The following is a 409-nucleotide window of genomic DNA, read 5'->3' on the forward strand; positions in this document are numbered from 1 at the left end:
AATTTAGCTTGTATTAAATTATCAATTGTATAATGTGCTTCTATTATTTCATCAATAGTAAAACCAGCTTCTATTAAATCTCTAAGATTATAACATCCAAGAGCTATTACATAGTAAGCACCCCATCCTGCATCTTTTAATTGTTTAACAGTAATATTTTTAAAACTATTGAAACCCATATTGTGTAATATTTCTCTTATAAAAAACATTGTTTAAATCCTTTCATTTAATATTTAAATTAATTTCATCTCTTTTAAGAAACAAAGAGGTTTCATTTCTTGTTGATAAGCGTAAAGATTTCGATAGAGGGTATGAGTAATATATAAAAGTTCTCTCGCTCTCGTTATCGCGACATAAATTAAACGTTTTTCCTCCTCTAAAGAGGAATTGCCTAAAAAAGTATCAAAAA

Annotated in this window: 2 protein-coding genes; both read right to left on the bottom strand. The window is 26.7% G+C overall.

Annotated elements, in window-relative coordinates; translation table 11 throughout:
• On the bottom strand, positions 1-209 hold a 209-nt coding region (locus RI68_RS00905; protein WP_038104390.1), incomplete at its 3' end, for a hypothetical protein.
• Between the two features lie 24 nt (positions 210-233).
• On the bottom strand, positions 234-409 hold a 176-nt coding region (locus RI68_RS03765; protein ID WP_161598270.1), incomplete at its 5' end, for an ATP-dependent helicase.

The organism is Vaccinium witches'-broom phytoplasma str. VAC (genome assembly GCF_000309405.1).
Classification (GTDB): Bacteria; Bacillota_I; Bacilli_A; order Acholeplasmatales; family Acholeplasmataceae; genus Phytoplasma.